A 25,070-nucleotide genomic window follows, 5' to 3' on the forward strand; every position below is an offset into this window, starting at 1 on the left:
GGCGATTCTGAACGCCCCCTGCAGGCCTGCACGCGCATCCGGCGCGGCAGGCCTGTTCGCGTTTTCGCCCCTGCAACATGCCGCTCTGCTGAATCTCTCGGTTCTGGCCCGAGAATCGGGGCCAATCTTGCAACCGGCCCGCGCGCCGCCATGGTTCATGAAGCCTGACCTGCCCCAGCCTGACGCACCGCGCCAGGACATCACCCGCATCCTGCTGGCCGTGCTGGCCGTGGCCCTGCTGATCTTTGCCTCGCTTTGGGTCCTGCAACCCTTTCTGGGCGCCACCGTCTGGGCCACCATGGTGGTGGTGGCCACCTGGCCCTTGATGGAAAGCTTGCAAGCTCGGCTCTGGGGCAGACGTGGTCTGGCCACGGGCGTGATGGTGCTGGGCCTGCTGCTGCTGCTTTTTGTGCCGCTGTCGATTGCGCTGTCCACCGTGGTGTCGCATGCCGACCAGGTGATGAGTTGGGCGCCCAAGCTGCTCGATGCGGAGATCCCCGAGCCGCCCGCTTGGTTGGCCGGCCTGCCTGTGATCGGTGAAAACCTGGCGGCCTTCTGGCACAAGGTGGCGCAGGAGGGCTTGAGCTCACTGCTGGCCATGATCAAGCCCTATGTCGGCAGCAGCCTCAAGTGGACGGCCGCGCAAGCGGGCAATCTGGGCATGGTCGGCCTGCAGTTCCTGCTCACCGTAGCCATCGCGGCCATCCTCTACAGCGAGGGCGAGAACGCCGTCCAGCATGTGCGCCGTTTCGTCCGCCGCTTGGCCGGGGAGCAAGGCGACGCCGTCGTCACCCTGGCCGGCCAGGCCATCCGCGGCGTGGCCCTGGGGATTGTGGTCACCGCCCTGGTGCAAACCGCGCTCGGCGGCCTGGGCCTGTGGATCAGCGGCGTGCCCTTCGCCGGCCTGCTCAGCGCCGTGATGCTGATGGCCTGCCTGGCCCAGATCGGCCCGGCCCTGGTGCTGGCGCCGGCCGTGGCCTGGCTGTACTGGAGTGGCGACAATGGTTGGGCCACGGTGCTGCTGATCTGGACCCTGTTGGTGACCACGCTGGACAACTTCCTGCGCCCCTGGCTGATCAAGAAAGGCGCCGATCTGCCCTTGCTGCTGATCTTCGCCGGTGTGATCGGCGGCTTGTTGGCCTTCGGCCTGGTGGGCCTGTTCATTGGCCCGGTGGTGCTGGCCGTGACCTACACCTTGCTGGAGGCCTGGATCAACGAGGGCCTGCCGGCGAAGGCACAAGCGCTGCGCGAGAAGACGGCGGCGCGCCAGGCTTCAGGCGGGCGCCGCGCACCTCGAAACTGATGCGCTGCAGCTCGCGGCCGCGGCCGTCCAGCAGGCGCAGCTGATGCCGCCCCGGCCAGGGCGCCCAGTTCAGCTGGCGCCCGCGGCCGAGGACCTTGCCGTCCAGCTCCCATTGGCCGTCCTGCCCCTCGAAGCGGATCTTCTGCGCCTGCGGGGGCATGTCGGCGTCGAGTGCAAACAGGCTGCCGTCCACCGGGCTGACGATGCCCAGGGCTGAAGCCTGGCCCTGCAACTGGCTGCCCGCGCCCCAGCGCGCCTGCTCGGTGCCGCGCACAAACCACTCGCGCCGCGCCGGTTCGGCCACGCCGTCGAACTGAACCGTCAGCGCCTGGACCGTGGCCGGCGCCGCCGGTGCACGCGAGGGCCGGCCTTGGTGCAGATAGCGCATCAGCCCGGCCCAGACCGGCGCCGCGCCGCTGATGCCGCTGACCCCGTGCATGGGCGCGCCACTGGCATTGCCGACCCAGACACCCACGGTGTAGCGATCACTGAAACCCAGGCACCAGTTGTCGCGCATGTCCTTGCTGGTGCCGGTCTTGACCGCCGCATAGCTGGCCAGGGCCAGCGGGCTGTCCAGGCCGAAGCTGATGGCGCGGGCGTTGTTGTCGGCCAGCATGTCGGCGACGATGAAGCTGGCTCCTGCATCGGCCACACGGCGGCGCCCCGCCTGTGCTGTCGGCACCTGCGCCAGAAACTGCACCGACCCCAGCACACCCCCATTGGCCAGGCTGCGGTAGGCATTGGCCAGGTTCAGCAAAGACACATCGGCGCTGCCCAGGGCCAGCGAGAGGCCGTAAAAACCTGCCGTCTCGCCCAGCTGCAGGCCGAGCTGGTTCAGGCGCTCGAACACCGCCTCGTTGCCCAGCATGGCCATCAGGCGCACGGCGGGCACATTGAGGCTGCTGCCCAGGGCGCTGCGCGCGGAGACGAAACCCTTGAACTGGCGGTCGTAGTTCTGCGGCACGTACAGGCCCGCGGGCGTGTTGATCTGCGCCGGTGAATCCTCCAGCAAGCTGGCCGCCGTGATCAGGCGCCGCTCCAGCGCCAGCTGGTAGATGAAGGGCTTGAGCGTGGAGCCCGGCTGGCGCCGCGCCAGCACGCCGTCCACCTGAGCGGCGGCCGAGAACGCGCCGCTGCTGCCCACCCAGGCACGCACCTGGCCGCTGGCGTTGTCGAGCACGATCACCGCGCCGTCTTCGACATTGCGGCCATTCAGCTCGGCCAGCTGGTTCTTGAGCAGCTGGGCGGCATAACGCTGCAGATGAGCGTCCAGGCTGCTGCGCTGGTGCGCCGGGCCCTCGGAGCGCAGCAGCTGGCGGGCGATATGCGGCGCCAGCTGCTCGCCCAAGGGCATGGTGGCCGGGCGCAGCAAGGCCGCCTCGGCCTGACCGGCCACCGCCTCGCAGCCCAGGCCTTGCAGCTTGAGCAGGCCGCAGGCGCGCTGGCTCCAGGCGGCCGCGCTGGCATTGGGCGCGCGCAGCAGGGCGGCGGCCAGGGCGCCCTCCACCGCCGTCAAGCCAGCCGGATGCTTGCCGAACACCACTTGCGAGAGCGCATGGATACCGACCAGCTCGCCGCGAAATGGCACGCTGTTGACATAGGCCTCGAGGATCTGCGCCTTGGTCCAGCGCCGTTCCAGCTGGGCTGCCAGCCAGACCTGGCCCAGCTTCTGGCCCGCGCTTCGGCCGCCGGCCGGGCGGGCCAAACCGGCGTCGATCAAGCCAGCCAGCTGCATGGTCACCGTTGACGCACCGCGCGTGCGCTGGTTCCAGAGATTGGCCCAGGCGCTGATGGCCACGGCGCCCCAATCGACGCCGCTGTGCTCGTAGAAGCGCCGGTCCTCGCCCAGCAAAATCGCCTGCAGCAAGGCCGGCGAGAGCTGGTTCAAGGGCAGCCAGTCCAGCGCGCGCCGCTGAGGATCGAGGCGCAGGGTCTGCAGCGGCTCGCCACGGCGGTCCAGCAAGGTGTAGTCCGACACGCGGTGCGCGGCCTTCAGCTCCTGGAAGCTGGGCTGGGCCCAGGCCGGTGCACTCGCGGCGAGCAGGCCGGCCAGCAGCCATGCCCCGCGAGCGCCGCTCCTCAAGGTGCCACCTCCAACGCCGCCTGCGGCAGCTCGGCAAAGTTCTCGGGTGCGTACATGGCCTCGACCCGGGTGCCGGGCAGCTGGAAGCGGCCGGCATTGTTCAGGCGCACGGTGTACTCCAGCACATGCTTGCCGCGCGGCAGGCGCTCGAAGTAGGCGCGCCAGGCCTCGTGGCTGCGCTCCTCAAAGCTGGGGCGCACGCGTGCATCGTCGGCTGCCTCATTGCTACGACTGAGCTCGGCCACACGCTCGGCGCCCAGGATGGCGCCACCCGCCGGCAGCGGATCGGCCAGCACCACCCAGGCCATATCGCTGCCCGCCTCCAGCTCCAAACGCACGCGCAATACATCGCCACGACTCCAGCGCCCGGCCACCTTCTGCTCCACGGCCTGCACCGTGCGCTGCAGGCGGTAGCCCGCATTGGCCGCTTGCTTGAGCGGCACGGCAGCCAGCGATTGCACGGTCAGCCAGGGCTTGCCCGCGCCCTTGTGCTCCACGCTCAGGGTGCCGCTGTTCCAGGGCAGCAAGAGCTTGCCGCCCTCGGGCTGGCGCGTCCAATCCAGGGTTTGCAGCGGCGCCGGGCTCAGCGTTGCCTCGGTCTTGCCTGCGGGCTTGACGCCCTCAAAGCGAGCGGCGAACTTGTCCAGCGCCAGCACGCCCCAGAGATTGGCCGTGGTGCTGCTCCAGGCGCCGCGCTGCTGGCGGCCCAGGCTGCCCTGCAGCAGACGCGGCAGTTCCTCGGCCCAGCCGGCTTCATCCAGCACGGCCAGCATCAGGCGCGAGGCGTTGGCATCGGCGTTGTCCATCAGCCACCACCAGGCATCGCTCTCTTCGGTGCTGAAACGCAGCACCGTGCCCTGGTAGCTCAGGCGGCTGCGCAGCAAGGCCTGGGCCTCGGCCAGGCGCTGGGCACGCTGCGGCGCCTGCGCCATGCGCTTGTGGATGTTGAGCCAGTCGATCACGGCGGCCGTCGGCCAGGCGCCCAAGGCCTTGGCGTTGACGGTGCTGAGCCCCGCGGGCGTGGCACGGCCGTAGCGCGACAAGGCCTCCAGCACCGCCAGGCGGCGCACATCGGCGTCGAGCTCGGCGCTGCGCGGCGACCAGCTGGGGCGGCTGATGCGTCCGTCGATATAGGCCGTCAGGCCTTGCAGCATCTTCTCGCGCAGGGCCACCGGGATGTCGCGCCCGGCCTCGTGTGAGGCAGCCAGCAGGTAGGCGGTCAAGCGCTCGCTGCCGCGCGGCGCCTCATCGGGGCGCGGCGGGAAGTAGTGGGCCAGACCATCGCGATCCAGGTAGGACGGCATGGCCGCCAGCACCGACTGCCACAGCGTCGCATCATGCAAACCCAGGGCCTTGGAGGTTTGCTGCTCCAGGCAGCTGTAAGGGTAGGTTTCGAAGAAGCGCCTCGGCCCGGGCAGATCGCCGGCCAGACGGCGCTGCAGCACCAGCTGCACACCGCCGCGCTTGGCGCCGGAGTCGGGCCAAGCGCCAGCGGGCGGCGCCACGGGCAGACTTATGCGGCCATCGAGCTGGCTCAGGCTGGCCTGCCAGACCTGCACCGGCACGGCGGGCAGCACCCGCTGGCTGACGCGCAGCTGGTCGCGCGCCAATGCAGGGCCGGGGCTGGCCGCGCCCTGCTCCGTCGCCGTGGCCTGCCACTGCAAGGCCTGCGCGCCCTCGGGCACCTTGATCGCCCAGCTCAGCTCACGCGCTTCACCGGCCGCCAGCTTCAAACTCTGGGCCGGCAGCTGCAGCACCGGCAGAGCAGGAGCGGCGCCATCCGCCGCCTGAGGCTGCGCCTGCAACTCGGCCCGCAGATTCATCGCCCGGCCGCTGCTGTTGCGCAGGGTCAGATTGGCCTGGAACTCATCGCCCTCGCGCACCAGCGGCGGCAGGCCGGACAACACTTGCAGATCCTGCGTCACCCGCACCGTGGCCTGACCCGTGCCGAACTGGTGGCTGCCCGAATCGGCCACGGCGACCAGGCGGAAGCTGGTCAGCGAATCGTTGAGCGGCACCTCGATCAGCGCTTCGCCGCGCGCATCGAGCTTGACCGTGCTGCGCCAGAGCAAAAGCGTGTCGAAGAGCTCACGGGTGGGCGCGCGGCCCCCGCCGCCGCCGGCCGCCACCGCCTTGCGGCCGTAGTGGCGCCGGCCAATGATTTCGCTCTGCGCCGTGGCCGTGTCCACGCCCCAGCTGCGCTGCTGGATCATGGCGGGCAGCAGCTCCCAGCTGCTGTTGCCGCGCAGGGCCAACAGACCTTCGTCCACGGCGGCAAATGCCAGCTCGGCCCCGGGCACCGGGCGGCCATCTTGCATCACCTGCACACGGGTGCGTACGGTCTCGCGCACGCCGTACTGGCTGCGCTCCGGGCTGACCTTGACTTGCAGCTGATGCTCGGCCAGGCCCACTTGCACGGCGGCCACGCCGAGTTTGAAGGAGGGCTTGGCCAGGTCCACCATGGCCGTGGGCGCCGGGGTGTTGCGCCCCTCGCGCCAGGCGGCCCACCAATTGAGCGGCTCGCGCCAGCCCCAGCTGAAGAAGGAGTACCAAGGCACCTGCTGGATGCGCCCACGCAAGGCCAGCACACTGACGTAGACATTGGGCGCCCAGGCGCGCTCGATCTTGAGCTCGAAGCTGGGGTCGCGGCCGCTCAGCTTGACGACGCGGCTGTCGATCACGCCCTCGCGCTCGATCGCCACCAGGGCCGTGGCCTCACGAAAGGGCATGCGCACCTGGAAACGTGCGGTCTGGCCCGGTTCATAACGCTTCTTCTCGGCGAGCACATCGATGCGGTCGTCGTTGTCCTGGGCAAACCAGAGCTCACCCTCCTGGCTCATCCAGGCGCTGGCCGCGGCCTGGCTGGGCCGACCGTCGCTGTCCTTGGCACTGAGCACCAGCTCCACCTCGCCCGAGACATCGAGCTTGGCCTCGCAGGCCAAGAGGCCCTGGGCATCGCTGCTGCCGCTGCAGACCGTGCCCAGGTCCTTGAGTTCGGTGCGGTTGTCGTAGGCATAGAAGCCACCCACCATGCGCTTGCGGCTGCTGAGGGTCTGGCGCAGCTGCGCCTTGACCTCCAGGCGCTGGCCGGCCACCGGCTTGCCGGCCGTGTCCAGGGCCAGCGCGCTGAAGGCCAGGCTGCCGCGATTGTTGGACCAGCTGCGCGTGCGCAGCCCCAGCACCAGCTTGGAGGGCCACAACGCCACGGTCTGGTTGACGCTGCGCACCTCGCCGTTCGGGTCGCTGTAGCTGAGCTCGGCCAGCAGTTCGCTGGGCCGGCTCAGGGCCGGCAGGTTCTTGATGACGGCCTCGGCTGCGCCCTGGCGGTCGGTGACGGCGGGCTGCTTGTCCAGCACCAGGCGGGTGTCGCGCGCCGGGCCGGCGCCCTCCTCGCCCTCGCCTTCGTCCTGGAAACGCTCGGCTTCACCGAGGCCGCGCGGCGGCTCGAAGCTGAACTTCTCGTAGCCGGCAAAGTGCAGGCTGCGCGGGCGCAGCAAGGCGCTGAACTTGAGCGGCGCCTGGGCCATGGGGCCGCCGGCCTGGTAATTGAGCTGCGCGCCCAGGCGCAGCTCCTTGGGCGCCACCTGCACCGCCTTGGGCGCGCTCAAGGTGGCGCTGATCAGGGGCACGCGGAACTCTTCGACATGGAAGCTGCCCGTCGTCCAGCTGGCTGCCTGGCCCTCGCGAACCAGTTCGATGCTGTAGCTGCCCAACTTGGCGCCCGCTGGAATCTGCCACTGCGAGCTGGCGCTGCGCGGGCTGTGCCAAGTGATCGGAATCTCCACTTCGCTGCCGCTGCCCTGATGGGTCAGCTTGAGCTTGGTGGGCAGCTGCTCGGGCGCCGCCAGCTTCAGGCCCTGACGGGTCTCCAGGCGGAAGAAATGCTTCATGGACACGGTCTCGCCGGCGCGCAGCAGGCTGCGGTCCAGCACCGTGTGGGCACGCACCTCGGCGCCGCCGGCGCCGTACAGCGTCGGCAGATTGAAGCGCCAGGGCTCGATGCCGCGGTTCCAGTTGCTGAAGACAAAGGCCATGTCGGTGGCACCGCCGGCCACATCGGCCTTGTGAGCGGTGACGAAGAAGCCGCGCTCGGCGACACAGCGCCTGTCGTCCCAGCTCGGGGGCTCTAGGGCCTGCTGCACCAGGGCGCGACCCTGGGCATCGGTGCGGCCGCCCCAGAGCGGCTTGCCGGCGCAGTCATGCACCACCACCTCGGCATCGGCCACAGGAAGGCCGCGGTCCAGGCTGGTCACCCAGACCAGGCTGTTCTCACGCGACCATTTGAAATGCACACCGAGGTTGGTGACCAACACGCCGGTGCGCACAAACATCGGCGCGGTCTTGTCCAGCAATGCCTGGCCCAGACGCGGCGAGCGCAGTTCCACCACGTGATAACCCGGCTCGGCCAAGGGCAGGCCGATGACCTCAAAAGGCCGTGGCTCAGCGCCCTGAGGCGGGGTGGCCGGCGGCGGCAGCTTGAGGCTGCGGGCCTCCGGGTCTTTGTCCAGCAAAGACAGCTCTCGCGTGCCGACCTGGCGCATCTGCTTGCGAAAGATCGCCTGACCACGCGAATCGGTGTCGGCGACCGATTCGTACCACTGGCTCTCCGGCAGGCCGGCCTCTCGGGCATTGAACACGCTCTCGTGATAACGCCGTACCCGCGCGTACCAGGCCAGCACATCGGCGGCGCTGCTCAGGCGCTTGACGCGGATCTCGCCGGGAGTGGCCGGCGCTGCGGCGGCGCTCGCGGAAGCACCGGCGGCACCCCAATCGCTCTGCACATGGCGCATGGTGATGGGAAGCAGGGACGGCTCCTTGCCGCCCGCCTCACGCTCGATCACGCCAAAGGGCGCGGCGGCAAACTTGGCCAGCGGCGGCGAAGCGCCCGTGGCCACCTTGAGAGGAAAGCTCGCAGCGTTGGCCAAGGCGCGGCCGCTGTTGTCCTTGAGCCCGGCCGGCATCTGCAGGGTGAACTGCGCGTTCTCGGCCAGGGGATAAGGAAACTCCAGCATGGAGAGCTCGGCCGTGTCCTCGCCCTTGGGCTTGAGCGGTTTGAGAAGCTGGCCCGAGGCGGATTTCAAAGTCAGTTGCAGCGCCTGTTCGCGGGCCACAGGGGCGCTGAACAAGACCCGCATCGGCCGCACCGGCATGCAGGGCACGTTGGCGCGCTCGCGCTCGCAGGAAAACTCGGCGCTGAAGGGGCGGCGCACGTGATAGGCGTGCGTTTCGGTGTCGCGCCGCGCCTGGACGGGTTTGTCACCCTCGGCCTTGGACCAGATCAGGCGCATCTTGGAGTCTTGCGGCAGGGGCCGTTGGCAGTGCAGCAGCCAGTGGCTGCCCGGCAGCTTGGCCGCGGCCTGGCTGCGGCCGTGCGACTTGAGCACCGCGGCCAGCGCTTCGCCCTGCACGAGCTGCACAGGAATGCGTTCTCCGAGGCCATCGACCTCGCACCAGGCCCGCTGACGCAGCTGCGCCTCGCTGAGGGCGCCGTTGAAGCGAAGCAGGAAATGCTGGTCTTCCTCGATCTCGCTGCCCGGCCAGGGCTGCACCTGCTGCAAGCGCACCGGCCCGGTCTGGAAGCTGAAACTCTGCGGCCCGGAGATGGGCCCGCCCAAGGGCTTGAAGCTCTCCAGCAGTTGAACCTCGCAGCGCTGCTTGGGCCCCAAGGCCGGGCCGCTGGCCTGCCAGACCCATTCCCGCGCGCTGTTCCAGCGGCCGTCTTCGGTGCTGAGGGTCTTGCCGCCACAGCTCAGGCTCACGGGCGCGGGCAAGCGCGGGTCGCCCGCAGGCACCACCGCTTCGGAAAAGCTCAGGCGCAACTGCCGAAACTCCGGCACCTCGCCGCTCGGCGACACCGTGACCGTGGCTGCCTGCGCCAGCGGTGCCCACAGCGCCAGGCCGAGGGCCAGCCCGAAGCCGAGTTGATGTGTGGCAAACCTGCGCTGCGTGGACGCGCTCGCGTTCTTCGTCATTCCCCACCCTCCCAGGTGATCGATCGTGGCGGCGCTCAGTCTAGCCGCAGCACAGCGGCCTGCCGGATCGGTCCGATAGCGCACAGACCCTGCAGCGCGCCGGCACTACCGTGAGGCGGAATTTCAAACTTCAGGGCTCTGCATGAACACGACTGCGCCGCTGCGCTCGGCCTGCCCCAGCGCGACAAGGCGAACCCTTACGCAACAGCGAACGAGGGGCGGTCGCGCCATGTCACCCTGATATGGATGCAAGCAAACCGCCCGCCCCGGCGGAGACTCAGCCGAGCGTCAGCGACACGGACCTGGCGATGCTGCGGCCCGATCTGGCGCTGGAGGCAGGCTCGGCCGACAGCTGGGCGCTGAGCGGCCACTGGACCCTGGCCGGCTTGGGCCTGCGCTTGCCGACCCAGGCCCTGCCCGAAGCCAGCAGCCCGGCGCGCGTGCTCGATGCCACCGCCCTGCGTGCCCTGGACTCGGCCGGTGCCTGGGTACTACGCGCTTGGTTGGGCAGCGCAAAGCCCGCCTTGCAGGGCTGGCAGCCACAAGCCTTGGCCTTGATGAAAGAAGTCCTGGCGCGCGAAGAAGCGCAGCTCGCCAGCCCAACTCCCGGCAGCCGGCTGCAGCGCGTGGGCAAGGCCGCGGTCGCCATGGGCCAGCAGGCACAGGCCTTCCTGCACTTTGTCGGTGAGCTCAGCCACGCGGCCTGCCGTGCCCTGCCCCATCGGCGGCTCTGGCGCCTGCGCGCCATCGGCCATGAAGTCGAGATTGGCGGCTACGACGCCCTGCCCATCATCGGCCTGACCTCCTTTCTGCTCGGTGTGGTCGTGGCCTACCAGGGCGCCGATCAGCTGCGGCATTACGGCGCCAGCGTCTTTGTCGTCGAGCTGGTCGGCTACGCCATGCTGCGCGAATTCGCGCCGCTGATCAGCGCCATCATCATTGCCGGGCGCTCCGGCTCCGCCTATGCCGCGCAGATCGGCACCATGGTGGTGGCCGAAGAGGTCGATGCCCTGCGCACCCTGGGCATCGACCCCCTGCAGCGCCTGGTGCTGCCCAAGATCCTCGCCCTGAGCCTGGCCCTCCCCTTGCTGACCGTGTTTGCAGATATCACCGGCGTGTTCGGCGGCATGGTCATGGCGCGCTGGCGACTGGACATCGGTTACGGCGAGTTCGCTGAACGGTTCAGCCGAGTGATGCAGGGCTCAGCCCTGCTGCTGGGCCTGGGCAAGTCCCTGGTCTTTGCCCTGATCATTGCCGCGATCGGCTGCTTCCAAGGCTTTCGCACCCAGGGCAGCGCCGACAGTGTGGGGCGGCAAACCACGCTGGCCGTGGTCCAGGCGATCTTCCTGGTCATCGTCGCCGATGCCTTGTTCTCGGTGGTCTTCAATATGCTGGAGCTGTGATGATGACGACGGCCGCCGCTGACGCCCCCGTGATCGAACTCAAGCAGATCAGCACCCGCTTCGGCAGCCACAGCGTGCACGAGGGCCTGGACCTGAGCGTGCGGCGCGGCGAGGTCCTCGGCCTGGCCGGGGGCAGCGGCTCCGGCAAGTCCGTGCTGCTGCGCGAGATGATCGGCCTGCAGCAGCCCAGCGCAGGACAGGTGCGGGTGTTCGGCCAGGAGCTCGCCGGCCTCGATGCGGCGCAAGGCCTGGCCTTGCGCAAACGCTGGGGCATGATGTTCCAGCGCGGTGGGCTCTTCGGCGCGCTGACGGTGCAAGAGAACGTGGCCCTGCCCTTGCTGGAGCACTCGGCGCTCGAGCCCGCGCTGATAGCCCGCATCGCCAGCTGGAAACTTGCACTGACCGGCCTGCCGGCCGACGCCGGAGCGAAGCGGCCGAGCGAGCTCAGCGGCGGCATGCTCAAGCGCGCCGCGCTGGCCCGCGCCATCGCCCTGGACCCCGAGCTGCTCTTCCTCGACGAGCCAACCTCCGGCCTGGACCCGGAAAGCGCCAGCGGCGTGAACGACTTGATCCTGCGCACCCAGGCCTTGTTCGGCCCGACCGTGGTCATCGTCAGCCACGATCTGGACCTGCTCTGGCAGGTCTGCGACCGGGTGGCCGTGCTCGGCGAGGGCCGGGTGCTGGCCCTGGGCAGCATGGACGAGCTTTCCAAGAGCCCCTTACCCATCGTCGCGGCCTATTTCGACGACCGGCGCTCAGACGCTCAGAACGCGGCCGCGCAGAAGAACTCGGCCACGTCCGAGGAGGCCCCATGAAGCGCCGCCATGGATGACAAGCTCAACTACGCACGCGTCGGTGCCTTCGTGCTGCTGCTGGGCGCGCTGCTGGTGGCCGGCGTGCTGTGGCTGGCCTCGGGCCTGGGCACGCGCGAGAAGATGGATCCCTACCAGGCGGTGATCGCGGAATCTGTGGCCGGCCTCAGCATCGACGCGCCGGTCAAATATCTGGGCGTGGACGTGGGCAAGGTCGATCGCATCGGCATCGACCCGCACAACTCGGAGCTGGTGCGCCTGCACTTCCTGGTCCACCATGGCACGCCGGTCAAGCGCGACAGCGTGGCCGTGCTGAAGACCCAGGGCCTGACCGGCATCGCCTACGTCGAACTCAGCGGCGGCAGCGCCGCTTCACCGGCATTGCGCGCCGGCGCCGACGGCCTGGCGCCCATGATCCCTTTCAAGCCCTCGCTGAGCGCGCGCTTGGAGAATGTGCTGAGCTCGGTGCTGAACAATGTCGACCGCGTGTCGAACAATCTCAACGCACTGTTCGATGCCGAGAACCGGGCGGCACTGAAGTCGACCCTGGTCGATGTCGCCGCGCTGGCGCACACGCTGGCCAGCCAGCAGGCGGTGATCAAGGCGGCGCTGGCCGATGCCGCGCGCACGGCGGCGCTGACGGCCCGCGCTGGCGAGCAGCTGCAGCCGGTGCTCAGCCGCATCGCCAGCAGCGCGCAAGCCGTCGAACGCATGGCCGAGCTGGCCGCTTCGGCCAGCGCCCGCGCCGGCGAGACGGCCGAGGCCGCCACCCTAGGTTTACGCCAGATCGACGGGCAGACCTTGCCCGAGCTGGCCCGGCTGATGGCGGAGCTGCAGCAGCTGGCCGGCGCCCTGCGCCAGCTCAGCGAGCAGACCGCCGTCAGCCCCAACAGCCTGCTGATGGGCAAGCCCAAACCACAGCCGGGCCCGGGAGAACAGGCACCGTGAATACACAGCAGCGCAAGTTCGAGAACAGCTTGGCCGCGGTCGAGACGGCAGGGAGACTGTGGCGGCCTCGCTGCGGCCTATGGGCCTTGCTCGCCACCGCATCCCTCCTCTTGCCAGCCTGCTCCGGCAGCCTGCTGCCCAAGCCAGATCCACTGCCGGCACGCTTCAGCCTGGACGGCGGTTCAGCGGCGGCCACCGCCCACAGAGCCGCCCCGGGCGCCGCGGACCTCACGGTCGACCTGCCGCGCGCCGCACCTGGCTACGACAGCACGCGCATGCTCTATCTGCGCCGACCGCTGGAGCTGGAGGCGTTCTCCTTCCATGAATGGGTGGCGCCGCCCGCTCAGATGCTGAGCCCTTTGCTGCTGCGCGCCTTGCAGCAAGGCGGCAGCTTTCGCATCGTGCTGGCCGCCGCGGCGGCCGCGCCGACCCGCTGGCGGCTGCAGACCGAACTGCTGCGCTTGCACCAGGATTTCACCCAGCGGCCCAGCCGGGTCCGCCTGAGCGTGCGCGTGCTGCTGCTGGACGGCACCACGCGCCAAGCCCTGGCCCAGCGTGAATTCGACATCGTGGTGCCAGCCGCCCGCGACGACCCGGTGGCCGGCGCTGTCGCAGCGCAAGCCGCCACGCAGCAGTGGCTGGAGGCCGTCACAGCCTTCTGCAGCGAGCAGATCCTGTTGCAGGCGCAGATCGAGCCGACACCGGTGAGACGCGGCGAGCCATGAGCAGGCTCAAGCCGCAAGCGCCTCAGACTTGAGCCGGTGTTCCGGCCACCAAGGGGCAGGTCAGAGCGATGCGAGCGGCCAACTGCTCTCGCAGGGCGCGCAGGCCCTCGATGCGTTCGTCGATTTCCTGAAGCTTCTCCGCGAGCAGCTGGGTGATCGCCGGACCAGGCTCTGGGGCGTTCCAGATGGCGGGCAGCTTGTTGCCGACTTCGGCCAAGGTGAAGCCGAGCTTCTGCGCGGTCTTGATGTAGCTGACGAGCTCTTGAACCTCATCAGGATAGTCACGGTAACCGTTGTCCAAGCGGCGCGAACGGATGAGCCCCTGATCTTCGTAAAACCTCAGGGTGTCGCGGCTGACGCCGGTGGCGCTTGCAAGTTGGCCTATTCGCATGGTGCTTGAAATTGTGCTTGACCTTGGAGCTAAGCCCAAGCTTGACACTGACATTCACAGCAACTTTTCAGATGACCCCAGTGAAACAAGCCCGATATCTCAGCCTCATGAAGACCAGCGCCTGGTACGACCTCGTCGTCACCTGGCCCTTCGCCACCCCTTGGACCTTGGCCCTGCTCTACAGCGGCTTGAGCGCGCTCTCAGAATCGCTCGGGCTGCCCGGCACCCTGCCCCCTTTGAATGCCACCAGCGTGCTGTTCGGCAACCTCATGGGCTCGGTCGTGCTCGTCTGGTCCCTGGCGCGCATCCTGTCGCCGGCGGTGCGCCTGGGCCGCCTGGACGGCGTGGCGCGCTTGCTGTTCGCCACCTGGCAAATCAACGCGGTCCTGAACGGCGCCGGCGCGATCGTGCTTGCCTTCACGGCCATTGAGCTGCTGTTCGGCATCCTGCAGTTCCTGCCGGTCGAGGACGAAAGGACAGCAGCCGCTTAGACGAGAAAGCCAGCGCTGAGCATCAGCAATGGAGGGCCTGTCGCTCCCTGAGCTCACGCGCAGCGCCGGTCGCCGTAGAAGCGAGGCGATATTTTTTGCGGCCTTGTGCATCCAGGCCTCCGGGTCCGCCGTATGGATGGGCACGACGACACAAATCCCTGTGCCGCCCCATCCCCACATCGCCCCAAGGAGTCCTCGCGTGAAGCATTCAATCTCCCCTGTCAAATTCAGTGCCCTGACCCTGGCCGTCTCATTGGCCTTGGCCAGCTTGACCGCAGCGCCCGCCTTTGCCTCCAGCCATCGTGAAGCACCGTTCATCACCACCGTGCCCAAGGTCGACGGTTCCGATTTCTATATGTTTCGCAGCTACGAGGCCAATCGCAGCGACTATGTGACCCTGCTGGCCAACTACTTGCCGCTGCAAGACGGCTACGGCGGCCCGAACTACTTCGCCCTCGACCCGAACGCCCTGTACGAGATTCATATCGACAACAACGGCGACGCCAAAGAAGACCTGACCTTCCAGTTCCGCTTCAAGAACACCCTGTCGAACGGCGGCAGCGGCCAAGCGCTCAATGTGGGCGGCAAGATGGTGAACATCCCGCTGGTGCAGTTCGGCGGCGTCGGCAATGTCAAGGACGCCAATCTGCAATTGGCCGAGACCTACAGCGTCACCGTGGTGCGCGGTGACCGCCGCAGCGGCACCGCGCAGGCAGTCACCAATGCCAGCAGCGGCAGCACGACCTTCGACAAGCCGGTCGACAACATCGGCAAGAAGACGATTGCCGACTACGCCGGCTATGCGGCCAAGCACATCTACACGGTCAATATCCCTGGCTGCAATATGCCGGCCAAGCTGTTCGTCGGCCAGCGCAAGGATGCTTTCGCCGTGAATCTGGGCACGATCTTTGACCTGGTGAACGCACCCGTCAGCGTCATCACCGACCCCAGCCTGATCGGCGCTGCGCCCAACACCATCGACGACAAGAACGTCACCACCCTGGGCCTGGAAGTGCACAAGAGCTGCTTGACCAATGGCAGCGACGACGTGATCGGCGGCTGGACCACGGCCAGCATGCGCCAAGCACGCTTGCTGAACGGCAAGCCGGGCTCCGGCCATCAGGCCAGCGAGAAGGCCGGCGGTGCCTGGGTCCAGGTCTCGCGCCTGGGCATGCCTCTGGTCAATGAGGTCGTCATCGGCCTCAAGGACAAGGACAAATTCAACGCGTCCAAGCCCAGTGCAGACGCTCAGTTTGCCGATTACGTGACCCACCCGACCTTGCCGGCGCTGCTGGAAATTGCCCTGGCCCTGCCCAACACGGCACCGACCAATTTCCCGCGCGGCGATCTGGTCACCACCTTCCTGACCGGGATCAAGGGTGTCAACCAGCCCAAGAACGTGGTCGCTTCTGAGATGCTGCGTCTCAACACCGCCATCCCGCCGGTCGCGTTTGCACAGCAGAACCGTCTCGGCATCGTCGGCAACATCCTCGCCGGAGGCAATGACAACGCCGGCTACCCGAACGGCCGCCGGCCCAAGGACGATGTGGTCGACATCTCCCTGGTGGCCGTGATGGGCGGCCTGTGCATGGCCAATGGCGACACCGACAAGCTCGGTTTCGGCGCCACTTGCAAACCTTCCGCTGTGCCGCTGGGCGCCACCTCATTCAAGCTGCATGACGCCGTTGACCAGGCGACCGTGCCCTTGCTGAGCGGCTTCCCCTACCTGGATACGCCGGTTCCTGGCACCAAGTAAACAGCGAGACCACACACCATGAACAAGCAACTCTTGCTGTGCAGCGTTCTGCTCGCTGCCATGGGCCTCACGGCCTGCGGCAGTGGTGGGGACGACGACGCCTCGCCCACCACCCCGCCCCCCGTCGTTCAGCCACCGGAGCCGGCGACGGACGTGCCGAGCTCGGCCATCACCTCGGTCGAAGCGTATCGAAGCTACGTCGCCGGCCTGGCCCCGAGCGAAGTCGCCGAACCGCTGGGCTTGGACAAAGTCACCGAGGCGCCGCTGTCCGAAACGAGTGAGCCGGCCGACATCTGAAGCAAGTCTGACCCAGGGGCCGCCCTTGTGCATCTGCGCAGCGGCGGCCTCCTCAAGGATTCAAGTTGAAGACCCAACTCATGCCGCGTCTGTTGAGCCTGTTGAGCCTGTTGAGCGCCCTGCTCCTGCAGCAGCCCGCTATGGCCGCCCTCTACACGCCGGCCCATGATCAAGAAATCGTGCAGGAACTGCCCAATCGGCTCCCTGCCAGTGCTCGTGCTCAGCGCCAAGAATTGGCGCGCCGCCCGCAGCAGCTGAGTTTGGCTCTGGCCACAGCGCAAGCGGCCATCGGCCGAGCCCGCAGCCATGGCGACCCACGCGAGCTGGGTGTGGCCGAAGCCGCGCTTGCGCCTTGGTGGGGGCAGGAAAACGCGCCGCCGCAGGTGCGCTTGCTGCGCGCCAGCGTGCGCCAGAGCCAGCATGACTTTGCCGGCTCGCTGCGCGACCTCGACCGACTGCTTGCCCAAGCCAGCCAGCTGCCGCTGCAAGTACAGGCGCAGGCCGGCTTGATCCGCGCCTCGGTCTTGCAGGTGACCGGCCAATTGGCCATGGCTCGGCAGGCTTGTGAGAGTTTGACTGAAGCCCGCTTCGCCAGCCTCGGGGCCGCCTTGGCTCTGCCGGCGCAGGCCTGCCTGGCCGAGCTGCGCAGCCTGTCGGGTGAACCCAAGCAAGCGGCTGCTGAACTTGCCACACTGGCCAAGCAGTCGCCGGATGATGCCTGGCTGTCCCTGTTGAGAGCCGAACTCGCTCAGCGCATGGGCGACAGCGTCAGCGCCGGCTCACGCTACCGCGAGGCCCTGGCGGCCAGCTCTGGCGGCGACATCTACACCCGTGGCGCCTACGCCGACTACCTGCTCGAGCAGGGCCGCCCCGCCGAAGCGTTGCGCGTGGTCGAAGGCGCCGACGCCGAGTCGGATGCCTTGCTCTTGCGCCGCGCGATCGCCTTGAAACGACTAGCAAGTCCTTTGCTGCCCGCGATCGTGGCGAGCTTGACGGCCCGCTTCGAAGCCGCTCGCCTGCGCGGCGAGAACTACCACGCCCGCGAAGAGGCGCGCTTGGCGCTTGAAGTGATGGGACAAACCCAGCCTGCCTTGCAGCTGGCACTGCGCAACTGGGCGCACCAGAAAGAGCCCGCCGACGCCTTGCTGCTGCAACGCGCCGCGCTGGCCGCCGGTCAGCCCGCTGTCGCCGCGCAGGAGCTCCAAGGGCTTGCTCGAGCGGGCTGGGTGGATGTGCGTTGGGCCGCCAATCTGCCAGGCAGACAGCCATGATGCGCATCATTTCGATCTCGCTTGCCCTGGGCTTGGCCCTGGCCGGACCCGCACAAGCGCACAAGTCAAGCGACGCTTACCTGACGTTTCAAGTGAGCGGCCACACGATTTCGCAGCGCGTTGACATCGCCCTGCAAGATCTGGATCGCGACCTGGACCTGGATGCCGACGACGACAAACGCCTCAGTTGGGGCGAATTGCGCAAGCGCTGGCCGGATGTGGAGCGCCTGGTGGCCGACAGCATCAAGGTGAGTGCCGACGGCCACATCTGCACGATCGCCAAGAGTTCAGCACCGCAACTCGATCAACACAGCGATGGCGCCTATGCGGTCTTGCAGCAGACTTTGCAATGCGCGGCTCCGGTACAAAGCTTGGGCGTGGACTACCGGCTGTTTGCCGGCAGTGACGCCAAGCATCGCGGTATTGCGCGGGTCTTGTCGCCCTCGGGTGAGCAAAGCGCCGTGCTGGTGCCGGCCCAAGGCCTCAAGACCTTTCAATTCGAGACCAGCGCGCAAGATGAACTGCGCCGGCTGGGCAGCTTCGTGGTCGAAGGCATGCACCACATCTCGGTCGGGCTGGACCACATCTTGTTCCTGGTCAGTCTGCTGATGGTGGCCGTTTGGCGCCGTGACGGTGCTGCCTGGGTGGCCAGGTCCAGCAGCAGCTCGGCGTGGCGCGAGGCCTTCAAGCTGGTGACCGCCTTCACCTTGGCGCATTCCCTGACCTTGGGCTTGGCGGCAGCCGGCGTCTTGGCGCCGCCCTCGCGCTGGGTCGAGTCCTTGATTGCGGCCAGCGTGCTGGTCGCCGCCCTCGACAATCTGCGCCCCTTTGTGCGCGGTCCGCGTTGGCTGATGGTGGCCGTGTTCGGCCTGGTTCATGGCTTCGGTTTTGCCGGGCCGCTGCAAGCTTTGGGCCTGCAGCGCGGCAATCTGGCGCTGCCCCTGCTGGGCTTCAATCTGGGCGTTGAATTGGCGCAGCTGCTGCTGGTCGTGCTGATCTTGCCGCTGGCCATTGCACTGCGCAAGAAGCCGCTGTACGGCCAAGTCTTGGTGCGGCCGGGCTCGGCGCTGATCGGCAGCCTGGCAGTGCTGTGGCTGTTGGAGCGCAGCCTGAACCTCAGTCTTCTAGCCTGAGTGACTTGGGCCAAAGCAATTCCCAGGCTCAAGGCGCTCTCGCAAGAGCAGCCATGACTATTTTTTCGCCGGATTGCATCCAAGTCGACGCGGACGGCGTAAGCACGAGGAGATCGCCTCCGCCTGCGTCAGTTTCTCAAACTGGCGGGCCATGCCTCCAACCAAAAACCTTATGCCAGTCCAAACCAATCACGCCGCGCCCGAGCGATTGCCCGCCAGGCCCTCGCCACTTGGCGGCACAATGCGGCGGCAAGTGCTTTTTCTCCTTGCTCCGGAAGGTGCCCGCTGCGCCTCGGCAAACACCTTGCTTGGTAACTGCAATGGCTCACTTCGCTGGTCCAGCTGAAGCTCCGGACTCCGTCGGCGTCGAGCCCATGGAATTCGATGATCTGGCCGAAGCGCAAGACTGCGAGGCCTTGCTGGAGGATGGGCGCGCCGACACGGACTTGGCGCCGATACGCGCCCAGCCCAGTGCGGACGAGCACCAATTGCAAGCCTGGCTGGCGCGCATCGTGCACCAGGATGAAGCGGCCTTGGACGCGCTGTACCGCGCCTGCGTGGGTCGCGTCTATGGCTTGGCCCTTCGCATCGTGCGCAACCCGGCCATTGCCGAAGAAGTGACCGAAGACTGCTTTTGGCAGGTCTGGCGGCAGGCCCCTCGCTTCGAGCCGCAGCGCGGCAGCGCCTTGGCCTGGCTGCTGACGATCGCGCGCAGCCGTGCCCTCGACGCCTTGCGCGCGCGCCGCCGGGTCTTGGCCAACACCGTGTCGGCCGATGCGCTGGGCGAGGCGATGGATGCCTTGGCAGAGCAGAGCGATGCAGGCTGCGGTGGCGGCCCAGGCGATCCGCATGATTTGCTGGAAGCGGTGCAAAGCCATCAACAGTTGCACCAAGCCTTGGCGCAACTGGAAGCCGTGCCAAGGCAGTTGGTGGCGCTGGCCTTCTTCAAGGGTCTGACTCATGAAGAGATCGCCGGCCAGATCGGCCTGCCTCTGGGCACGGTGAAGTCCCATCTGCGCCGCGGTTTGTTGGCTCTGCGCAAATGCCTGGGACCGCAAACGTCAACGGCTTGATCTTCAGCAGATATTGACATGAACACTCATTCACGAACGACCTCCGATCTGGCCGCAGACTTGGCCCTGGAGCCCAGCACCTTGCCCGGGGTGGCGCCCGCCGCGGGCCTCGGCCTGCTGCCCGCGCTGGCCGTCGAGCTGACGCCGATCGAACCACCCTCGGAGATGGCCGGAGCCCTGCGCCGACGACTGCAGGCGCGCGCGGCACAAAGCGCTGCCGCCAGCCTGGGCATGACAACTCGTCGCCTCGCCGATGCCGTCTGGCAAGACCTGGCCCCAGGCGTGAGGGTGTACGGCCAGCGCCAAGACGAACTCGGCCAGAGCAGCTTGATTCAATTGGCTCCCGGCACCCTTTGGACCCCGGGTGCAGGCGCAGCCGCCCTGCATGGCCCGGACCTGGCCGTGCATGAACTTCTGCTTCTCAGCGGCGAGTTGCGGCTCGATGTAGCAGCGCTGGGCACGCCGACCTTGAGCGCTCAGGACTATCAATTGATCGGCTTGGCCGAACCCTGGCCGGCCGACGCAGGCCTGAGCTCGACATCAGGCGCTCTGCTCTACTGGCGCAGCAGCAAGAAAGCCGTGGCGGCCGCCCATGAATTTGGCCAAACCGCTGCCTCACACCGCGTCGCCGCCGGTGAACAAGGCTGGCAGCCTCTGCGCCAAGGCGTGGAGATCAAGCCGCTGCATGTGGTGGGCGAGCGGATTTCGATGCTGGTGCGCTTCCAGCCGGGCGCCACCGTGCCCGCGCATCCGCATGGCCTGGGCGAGGAATGCCTGATGCTGGAAGGTGATTTGTTCCTCGGTGATGTGCTGCTGCGCGCCGGCGAGTTCCAGTTCGCCCCGGCTGGCACCGGCCATGAGGGGCTTCTTTCTGATGTCGGCTGCTTGCTGTACTTCTGCGGTGCGATCGACCCCGCCGCGGCCGACCCGGCGATGCGGGCCGGCTATTGACGGGACCGCGCGCTGAATCCAAGGCCGGTCAATTCAGCTTTGCACCACGGTCCAATGCTTGGGTTTGCTGCTGCGGCAATGGAGTTGCGCGGCCATGCCGCGCGCGCCCGCCTCCATCACCCTGAAATGGCTCCACTTGAACACGAGACGCAGCAGCGGCGCGGCCACTCGCATCCAGCGCCGGCCTAACTCAACTTCATAACGGTAAGTCACGTCGACCTCTTGCACAGCAGGCGCCAGGGAGGAGCAAGGCACAGGATCCAAGACCCACAAGCCCTGGCCCAGCAAGTCACCGCTGGACTGGCCTTCGATCTCGCAGTGGCCGTCTGCCGCTCGTTCACGACGGGTGTTGAGTACATCGATGGTGAAGCGATAGCCGATCGGACTGCGCCAGGTGAAGGCCGCACGCGTACCCGCTTCGCCAACCGGCGCACGCTGCAGCAGACGCACCTGAGACACATGCGACCACCATTGGGGCCAGCGCTCCAGATCCGTCAGCAACTCCCAGACCGGCTGGCTGGAGCAGGTCATGCGCCAGCGGCTGATCAGGACAAACCGGGCCGCTGCGCTGGGGGAATATCGTCGATGTTGAGAGAGCATGCTCTGCATACGCCGCGTCGCGCTGTTTGGATCAGGTCAGGGACTCTAGAAACTCCAGATGGGCGCCGTCGCAGAACTGATCCACCGGTCCGACATTGGGTTGAAGCAACTTGGCTTGGTTCACGTGACGCTCCGCACGCCTGCCAAATTTCCAGATTGAACCGCCAGGCGATCCAGTCCCGACTGCAGGCCCAGGGGCAAGGAATTCAGTTAACGAGTCTGTTGCTGGAACTGAGAACCGAACGCGCAATGGAAAAAGGACTTAGAGGCTTTCGCTTCTAAGTCCTTAATTTCTCTTCTTATCAATGGTCGGAACGGTGGGATTCGAACTCACGACCCCTTGCACCCCATCCTATTAAACACGAATTTCCCGGGTTTTCCCTGGACGCCAACAAACGACAAATTCCCTTGAAAATCAATTAGTTATATACGATAGTTAATCCAACGACGTTCAGCGCGATTCGTCAAAATCCGCGTTCCGGTTTACCCATGGGTTTACCCATTGGAGGCTATCGAAATGACTCGCTACCCCCGCCAAGGCAAAGGTCGCCGCTGGACGGCAAAAGAACTCCAGGCTGTTCCCGCCGCATGGAAAGGTGACACGTTGAGCGACGGAGATGGTCTCAGCGGCGAAATAAGAACGTCCTTGGGCGGGGACGTGTCCGTCGCATTCCGCTTTGCCTTCAAGTGGGAGGGCAAGGTGAGTTGGCACTATTGCGGCACCTGGCCGATGAACACGTTAGAGGCCATACGAACGGAGCGCGATCACGCCCGATCTCTGGTGAGATCCGGCGTTAGGCCCACCGATGCCAAACGAGCGTCAAAGATTGAAGCCCAAGCGCAGGTCGAAGCAGTGCTCGCGGAGGTGGCGCGCAAGGACGCAGAAGACCAACCTGTGCGTGCAATGTATGAGTCATGGCTACGCGATGGCGTTGCGCGCGCCGACGGTAACGCGGAGATACGCCGCAGCTTCGAGAAAGATGTCCTGCCCAGCATTGGCGCCAGGCCGGTTCGCGAGGTCACTGAGCACGACCTGCGCGCCCTGCTTCGTCAAATGGTGAAACGCGGCGTGCATCGCCAGACCGTACGCACCTACAACGACATCGTCCAGATGTTCGCCTGGGCCGAAAAACGCAAGCCGTGGCGCGGCCTCATGGCAGACGGCAACCCCGCTGAGTTGCTGGAGATCGAGAAAATTCTCCCTTCCGACTCTGCCGTCGACAAACCGCGCGAGCGGGTTCTATCCGCAGAGGAACTGAGGGAGTTGCGTGACATCCTTGAAGGCATGGAGACTGTCTATGCAGCCCTGCCTGCCGGGCAGAAATACGGGACCGCCCGCCCGCTCAAGAAAGAGACCCAGCTCGCACTTTGGATCTGCCTCAGCACAGCATGCCGCATTGGCGAATTGCTGATGGCCCGCTGGGAGCATGTCGACCTGGATACCTGCGAATGGTTCGTGCCTGCAGACAACACCAAGACCAGCGTTGACTGGCGCGTCTACCTCTCCGACTTCGCGTGCCGACAATTCAAGGCACTGAAAGAACTGACAGGCGACACGCCGTACTGCTTTCCTGCACGGACCGCCAAAAGAGAGGCGCCGGCTCAACATGTCTGCGTCAAGAGCGTCTCCAAGCAGATTGGAGACAGACAAACTCAGTTCAAAAACCGCAGTGGCCCATTGAAGAACAGGCGGAATGACAACAGCCTCGTGCTGGCTCAGGGAACCAAAGGCGAATGGACGCCACATGACCTGCGCCGGACAGCCTCGACCATGATGCAAGCCCTAGGCGTTCTTCCCGACATCATTGATCGTTGCCAGAACCATGTGCTGGCCGGCAGCCGGGTACGCCGGCACTACATGCATCACGACTATGCCGAAGAAAAGCGAGCGGCCTGGGTCGGACTCGGGCACCGCATCGAAATCATTCTCAACAATCAGCCGGCTTGGTGACTGTTTGCGAGGGAGGGGAACTTGGAAGACGAATCGAATCGCCAAGGGGGTTGCGGAGACCAATTGGTTCAAGTCAGGCGCCCGTTCCGAGGCTAGAGGGCGGGGGTTCCTCAGTGGCTTCGAACTCCGAAAACAGTACGCGACCCCACGGCCCCATTCGCCGGAGATGGCGGAACCAAGCCACCTATTGCAGCGTCACAAGTTCCACGGTCTGCCTGATTCTACAAAGCCTACAACGGTTACTGGCCTCGGCCTCGTACAACCTATTGTTCGTCTAGGTAAGAGCGTTGTCGCAGCTGTCGCCCGTACTCAAGTTCGCCGTGACCCATGTTCTCGCGGATTCACCAGTTCGACCGTAAAGCGGCGGAAGATTACGGGTGAATCGTGGCCAAGCGTTCAGAGGCATGACCTCAACACGTCGGGCTAACGTACTACGCCATCATTCAGAATCTGCGCCGAACGTCCCTGGCACGAATGCACAGAGATCCAACTATGCAAACGCCTCCGCGGTCTTTCCAACGCGACTCGAAGGCGTCGACTGTTCCCAGTTCAAAGGTTGAATTCGCGACCGCACCTATTGCCAAGCGCCGAATCTGGACTGTTCGGAGTAAAAAGACCGACAAAGCTGAGGCAACTCACCCAGCTGTGTGGATTTAGGCTGCAACATTCACCAACCATCAGAAGTTCCCCTGGAACCCAGGCTCACCGTTCGAACGCGCAGATCAGACTGCGAGACGTCCTAACTGTTCATCGAGCCGCAACCGGTTTCCTAAGCCGTGCCTCTTTGAGTGCCACAGTCTGCAAACCGCCAGGAGCAATAGCTCGTCATGGATACAACATGTACGGTGTACCTTCGTAGCGGCGCCCCGCCTCAAGCCCGGTCGTGTCCAAGCCGTAGCCACGTACCAACCATCGACTGGTACCACCATTCGCCTCTCCAACTGGCGCGCGCCCATGCAGAGCCTTGCGGTTATTCACCAGCAGCACATCGCCAGGCTGAAGAACAACTTGCTGTGCGCAGAGCAAGCAAGTTTGCTCAAAGCGCTCCTTGGCTGAAACAATTTCGACGTCTTCGGAGTCGACAACGTTATTCGAATGGGAGTACCGAACCCAGGTTCCCTCGTCGCTTTCATGCAGCACATGCGAGTTGTACAGCACGTGTGCTTCCCCGAGGATCTCCCGTGTACCGCGCTGGAACGACCGCTGGGCAAGAAGTGTCACTCGATCCCCCTTCAGCACTTCGATCTGCGCTGCTGTTAGACCTCCAAGGATGCCATGCAATGGCATGACAGTAGTTGGGACGCCATCCTGGTTCCGCAGTGCCGCCAGAAATACGACATCGGGCGATGGGGCGATTCGTTCGTCAGAAGGATCGTTCGTCCCTCGGAAGGGAAAACTCGCAGCGTCTGTATGGCCCTTCATCGGCCCTTTGGACTTCTCCGCCATAGCGCCCTGTCCGTCCAAAGTGACGAGGTTCACAAACAATGCCCCGCCGTTCTCGGACTTATAAGAGACAAGCTCCATACCGCTCAATCGACTGAGGAGGAGGATGGCAACTCGGAGTGTCAAGGTCCCCCGCGTATCGGGAATCGGCGTCCAGTTCAATGGCGTATCGGGAAGGTCGGCAGGATCGAAGACGCCCTTCAGGTGTAGATACGGAAAGTCCCTAGCATGGCGGCTTACTTCATTTGCCGAGATGCCTCTAGCGGCCAATTCCGACACCAGTCCAGGCTGAAGCCTGCTTGCAAGTTCCTGCGGTGCTTCAAGCTGCCTTGCAATTTGCTCCAAGCCCTCCGCATCAACCGCCCTAGCGGCGCACAAACGCACGCCATCAGCCAACTCCGTCGCATCTACCACAAAGACCCCCTGTATTTTCATGTTGATATGTAGTTGATACGCACCTACATTCG

General features: G+C 66.1%; 18 protein-coding genes. 13 read left to right on the top strand and 5 right to left on the bottom strand.

Going from position 1 to position 25,070, the window contains the following annotated elements:
* Nucleotides 1–157: 157 nt before the first annotated feature.
* Nucleotides 158–1,303 (top strand): AI-2E family transporter YdiK, encoded by a 1,146-nt coding sequence (gene ydiK / locus LNV28_RS07550; protein WP_263518262.1) that lies wholly within the window; start codon nt 158–160, stop codon nt 1,301–1,303.
* Here the strand turns inward: ydiK and pbpC are convergent.
* The gene (gene pbpC / locus LNV28_RS07555; RefSeq protein WP_263518264.1) at nt 1,212–3,386 is read right to left on the bottom strand and encodes a penicillin-binding protein 1C; all 2,175 of its coding nucleotides are present in this window, start codon (nt 3,384–3,386) and stop codon (nt 1,212–1,214) included. The two genes, ydiK and pbpC, sit on opposite strands and share 92 nt — an antisense overlap.
* Nucleotides 3,383–9,358, bottom strand: coding sequence for an alpha-2-macroglobulin family protein (locus LNV28_RS07560; protein WP_263518265.1), 5,976 nt, complete (start codon nt 9,356–9,358; stop codon nt 3,383–3,385). Before LNV28_RS07560 ends, pbpC begins: the two co-directional genes overlap by 4 nt.
* A 242-nt stretch (nt 9,359–9,600) precedes the next feature.
* Here LNV28_RS07560 and LNV28_RS07565 point away from each other — a divergent pair, with 242 nt between their 5' ends.
* From LNV28_RS07565 to LNV28_RS07580, 4 genes are read left to right on the top strand one after another with little or no spacing between them, the layout of a single operon-like run.
* On the top strand, nt 9,601–10,761 hold the full coding sequence (locus tag LNV28_RS07565) for an MlaE family ABC transporter permease (RefSeq protein WP_263518267.1): 1,161 nt from the start codon (nt 9,601–9,603) through the stop codon (nt 10,759–10,761).
* Nucleotides 10,761–11,576 carry an ABC transporter ATP-binding protein gene (locus LNV28_RS07570; protein ID WP_263518269.1) on the top strand — a complete coding sequence of 272 codons (816 nt, stop codon included), beginning with the start codon at nt 10,761–10,763 and terminating at the stop codon, nt 11,574–11,576. Before LNV28_RS07565 ends, LNV28_RS07570 begins: the two co-directional genes overlap by 1 nt.
* A 9-nt stretch (nt 11,577–11,585) precedes the next feature.
* A complete protein-coding gene (locus LNV28_RS07575) occupies nt 11,586–12,521 on the top strand; it encodes an MlaD family protein (protein WP_263518271.1) in 936 nt (311 codons plus the stop codon).
* Nucleotides 12,518–13,246: an ABC-type transport auxiliary lipoprotein family protein gene (locus LNV28_RS07580; protein WP_263518272.1), complete on the top strand. Its 729-nt coding sequence runs from the start codon at nt 12,518–12,520 to the stop codon at nt 13,244–13,246. Before LNV28_RS07575 ends, LNV28_RS07580 begins: the two co-directional genes overlap by 4 nt.
* A 22-nt stretch (nt 13,247–13,268) precedes the next feature.
* Here the strand turns inward: LNV28_RS07580 and LNV28_RS07585 are convergent, their stop codons facing one another.
* On the bottom strand, nt 13,269–13,637 hold the full coding sequence (locus LNV28_RS07585) for a MerR family transcriptional regulator (RefSeq protein ID WP_263518273.1): 369 nt from the start codon (nt 13,635–13,637) through the stop codon (nt 13,269–13,271).
* Between the two features lie 71 nt (nt 13,638–13,708).
* On the opposite strand from LNV28_RS07585, the gene LNV28_RS07590 reads away from it, so the two are divergent.
* The 7 genes from LNV28_RS07590 (at nt 13,709) to LNV28_RS07620 (ending at nt 20,609) form a co-directional block, all read left to right on the top strand.
* Entirely contained in the window at nt 13,709–14,128 is a 420-nt protein-coding gene (locus LNV28_RS07590; RefSeq protein WP_263568764.1) for a hypothetical protein, read from the top strand.
* Between the two features lie 199 nt (nt 14,129–14,327).
* Nucleotides 14,328–15,884, top strand: a complete 1,557-nt coding sequence (locus LNV28_RS07595) for a DUF4331 domain-containing protein (protein WP_263518276.1) — start codon at nt 14,328–14,330, stop codon at nt 15,882–15,884.
* An 18-nt stretch (nt 15,885–15,902) separates the two neighbouring features.
* Nucleotides 15,903–16,181 (top strand): hypothetical protein, encoded by a 279-nt coding sequence (locus tag LNV28_RS07600; RefSeq protein WP_263518278.1) that lies wholly within the window; start codon nt 15,903–15,905, stop codon nt 16,179–16,181.
* Between the two features lie 65 nt (nt 16,182–16,246).
* On the top strand, nt 16,247–17,452 hold the full coding sequence (locus LNV28_RS07605) for a hypothetical protein (RefSeq protein ID WP_263518279.1): 1,206 nt from the start codon (nt 16,247–16,249) through the stop codon (nt 17,450–17,452).
* Nucleotides 17,449–18,585, top strand: a complete 1,137-nt coding sequence (locus tag LNV28_RS07610; RefSeq protein ID WP_263518281.1) for a HupE/UreJ family protein — start codon at nt 17,449–17,451, stop codon at nt 18,583–18,585. The genes LNV28_RS07605 and LNV28_RS07610 overlap by 4 nt, the downstream gene beginning before the upstream one ends.
* A 374-nt stretch (nt 18,586–18,959) precedes the next feature.
* Entirely contained in the window at nt 18,960–19,658 is a 699-nt protein-coding gene (locus LNV28_RS07615; RefSeq protein ID WP_263518283.1) for a sigma-70 family RNA polymerase sigma factor, read from the top strand.
* Nucleotides 19,659–19,676: 18 nt separating this feature from the next.
* Nucleotides 19,677–20,609, top strand: coding sequence for a cupin domain-containing protein (locus LNV28_RS07620; protein WP_263518285.1), 933 nt, complete (start codon nt 19,677–19,679; stop codon nt 20,607–20,609).
* Between the two features lie 33 nt (nt 20,610–20,642).
* Here the strand turns inward: LNV28_RS07620 and LNV28_RS07625 are convergent, their stop codons facing one another.
* Complete coding sequence (locus LNV28_RS07625) at nt 20,643–21,140, bottom strand: SRPBCC family protein (protein ID WP_263518286.1); 498 nt, start codon at nt 21,138–21,140, stop codon at nt 20,643–20,645.
* 586 nt (nt 21,141–21,726) lie between these two features.
* Here LNV28_RS07625 and LNV28_RS07630 point away from each other — a divergent pair.
* The gene (locus tag LNV28_RS07630) at nt 21,727–23,160 is read left to right on the top strand and encodes a tyrosine-type recombinase/integrase (RefSeq protein ID WP_263568765.1); all 1,434 of its coding nucleotides are present in this window, start codon (nt 21,727–21,729) and stop codon (nt 23,158–23,160) included.
* Between the two features lie 825 nt (nt 23,161–23,985).
* Here LNV28_RS07630 and LNV28_RS07635 read toward each other — a convergent pair.
* Nucleotides 23,986–25,038, bottom strand: a complete 1,053-nt coding sequence (locus LNV28_RS07635) for a Fe(II)-2OG oxygenase family protein (RefSeq protein ID WP_263568766.1) — start codon at nt 25,036–25,038, stop codon at nt 23,986–23,988.
* Between the last annotated feature and the right edge of the window lie 32 nt (nt 25,039–25,070).

The organism is Paucibacter sp. DJ2R-2 (genome assembly GCF_025717675.1).
Lineage (GTDB): Bacteria > Pseudomonadota > Gammaproteobacteria > Burkholderiales > Burkholderiaceae_C > Paucibacter_A.

Excerpts from the sequence above, each read along its gene's own strand:
- ydiK (WP_263518262.1), top strand. The coding sequence starts at position 158 with ATGAAGCCTGACCTGCCCCAGCCTGACGCACCGCGCCAGGACATCACC.
- LNV28_RS07560 (WP_263518265.1), bottom strand. The coding sequence starts at position 9,358 with ATGACGAAGAACGCGAGCGCGTCCACGCAGCGCAGGTTTGCCACACAT.
- LNV28_RS07565 (WP_263518267.1), top strand. The coding sequence starts at position 9,601 with ATGGATGCAAGCAAACCGCCCGCCCCGGCGGAGACTCAGCCGAGCGTC.
- LNV28_RS07570 (WP_263518269.1), top strand. The coding sequence starts at position 10,761 with ATGATGACGACGGCCGCCGCTGACGCCCCCGTGATCGAACTCAAGCAG.
- LNV28_RS07575 (WP_263518271.1), top strand. The coding sequence starts at position 11,586 with ATGGATGACAAGCTCAACTACGCACGCGTCGGTGCCTTCGTGCTGCTG.
- LNV28_RS07585 (WP_263518273.1), bottom strand. The coding sequence starts at position 13,637 with ATGCGAATAGGCCAACTTGCAAGCGCCACCGGCGTCAGCCGCGACACC.
- LNV28_RS07590 (WP_263568764.1), top strand. The coding sequence starts at position 13,709 with ATGACCCCAGTGAAACAAGCCCGATATCTCAGCCTCATGAAGACCAGC.
- LNV28_RS07600 (WP_263518278.1), top strand. The coding sequence starts at position 15,903 with ATGAACAAGCAACTCTTGCTGTGCAGCGTTCTGCTCGCTGCCATGGGC.
- LNV28_RS07610 (WP_263518281.1), top strand. The coding sequence starts at position 17,449 with ATGATGCGCATCATTTCGATCTCGCTTGCCCTGGGCTTGGCCCTGGCC.
- LNV28_RS07615 (WP_263518283.1), top strand. The coding sequence starts at position 18,960 with ATGGAATTCGATGATCTGGCCGAAGCGCAAGACTGCGAGGCCTTGCTG.
- LNV28_RS07620 (WP_263518285.1), top strand. The coding sequence starts at position 19,677 with ATGAACACTCATTCACGAACGACCTCCGATCTGGCCGCAGACTTGGCC.
- LNV28_RS07625 (WP_263518286.1), bottom strand. The coding sequence starts at position 21,140 with ATGACCTGCTCCAGCCAGCCGGTCTGGGAGTTGCTGACGGATCTGGAG.
- LNV28_RS07630 (WP_263568765.1), top strand. The coding sequence starts at position 21,727 with ATGACTCGCTACCCCCGCCAAGGCAAAGGTCGCCGCTGGACGGCAAAA.
- LNV28_RS07635 (WP_263568766.1), bottom strand. The coding sequence starts at position 25,038 with ATGAAAATACAGGGGGTCTTTGTGGTAGATGCGACGGAGTTGGCTGAT.